Here is a 1,690-nt window from a genome sequence, read left to right as displayed (position 1 = left end):
GCCCACAGCAGCGCCTCGCCGTCGATATTTTCCTTGAGCAGGCCCTCGCGCATCATCAGCCCGAGATTGCGGCGCGCCCGTCGCCACGGATGGTCGGCGGATTTGTAGATGATGTGGCGCAGGTCGTTGAGCCGGCCGGGATTCGGCGGCTTGCCTTCCTTCAGCCATTTCTCGCGTGCTTGCCCGCCCTTCCAGGCGCGGGTGGTGAAGCCGAGGATCTCGACCGAGACGCCGCAGCGTTCCAGCGTGCGCGCCAGAATGTCGGCGCAGGTGGCGGCGACCGTGATCGGCCGGCCGCGCATCGAGCCCGAATTGTCGAGCACCAGCGTCACCACCGTGTCGCGGAATTTGGTGTCACGTTCCTGCTTGAAGGACAGCGGCTGCATCGGATCGATGACGACGCGCACCAGCCGCGCCGGATCGAGATAACCCTCTTCGAGATCGAAATCCCAGGACCGGTTCTGCTGCGCCATCAGGCGGCGCTGCAGCCGGTTGGCCAGCCGGCCGACGACGCCGGAAAGGTTGGCAAGTTGCTTGTCGAGAAAGGCCCGCAGCCGATCCAGCTCTTCCTCTTCGCACAGGTCCTCCGCACCCACCGTCTCGTCGAAGGCGGTGGTGAAGACCTTGTAGTCGATCTCCTTCGACAGATTGGTGAAGGGATTGTCGTTGCGGCGCGCCTCGCCGGGCGTCTCGGCATCGGCGTCGTCATCGTCGGACAGGTCGTCGGCGGTGGCATCGGATGCCTCCGTCTCGGCCGATTGCTCGTCGTCGGACGACGCTTCGGTGTCGTCGGACTGCGATTGCTCGGAGCCGGAATCATCCTCGCCGCCCTCCTCACTCTGCTCCTCGCCCTGCGGCTGGTTGTCGTCGTTGTCCTCTGAGTCTTCCGTCTCCTGGTCGTCGCCGAGTTCCTCGGCCATTTCCATGGAAGCCAGCATCTCGCGCACGACACGGGCGAAAGCCTGCTGGTCGTCGAGCTTGGCCGACAGCCCGTTGAGATCGGCGCTGGCCTTCTCCTCGACCCACGGACGCCAGAGGTCGACCAGCCGCTCGCCGCTCTTTGGCACGGTGCGGCCGGTCAGCTTTTCACGCACCATCAAGGCTAGCGCTTCCTCGATCGGCGCGTCGGCCTTGTCCTTGACGTCGATAAGGTTCGCTCTGGCGTATTTGTCCTCGAGCATCGAGCCGATATTGTCGGCCACACCTTGCATGGCGCGGGAGCCGATCGCCTCGACGCGGGCCTGCTCGACCGCATCGTAGATGGCGCGGGCCTGCTTGCCTTCCGGCGCCAGCCGAGTGTGGATGCGCGTGTCGTGACAGGCGCGCTTCAACGCCATGGAATCGCCGAGCCCGCGGGTGACTGCGATATCGGCCTTCGACGCTTTTTTCGGAAGTTCAGGCAGCCGGGCGCGGCTGCCGGCCAGCGCCGGCCGATCCTTGGCGAAACCGACTTCGAGGTCCTTGTCGCCGGCAATCGCGCGCATGCAGACGGTGACGGCGCGCTTGAAGCTGTCAGCTTCAGAACCCGTCTTCGACTTGTTGCGCGTGTTGTCGCCCGGACCCGCCATCATACATCTCTATTTTGCTGCCGGCTGCTGGCCAAATTGAGCGCGAAGGTGGCCGACAACCTCTTCCACCGAGATCGTAAAGTAGCCTCCTTTCCCGCTGTCATATGCATGTCTCCACAGAC

The 1,690-nt window shown here is 64.6% G+C and carries 1 protein-coding gene; it reads right to left on the bottom strand.

The features are described from left to right. On the bottom strand, nucleotides 1-1,568 hold a 1,568-nt coding region (gene cobT / locus EOA85_RS34675), incomplete at its 3' end, for a cobaltochelatase subunit CobT (protein ID WP_127212681.1). Nucleotides 1,569-1,690 lie beyond the last annotated feature (122 nt).

This window comes from Mesorhizobium sp. M5C.F.Ca.IN.020.29.1.1, assembly GCF_003997375.1.
GTDB lineage: Bacteria > Pseudomonadota > Alphaproteobacteria > Rhizobiales > Rhizobiaceae > Mesorhizobium > Mesorhizobium wenxiniae.
Note: the sequence above shows the minus strand (reverse complement) of the source record. Positions and strands in the feature narration are given on the sequence as shown.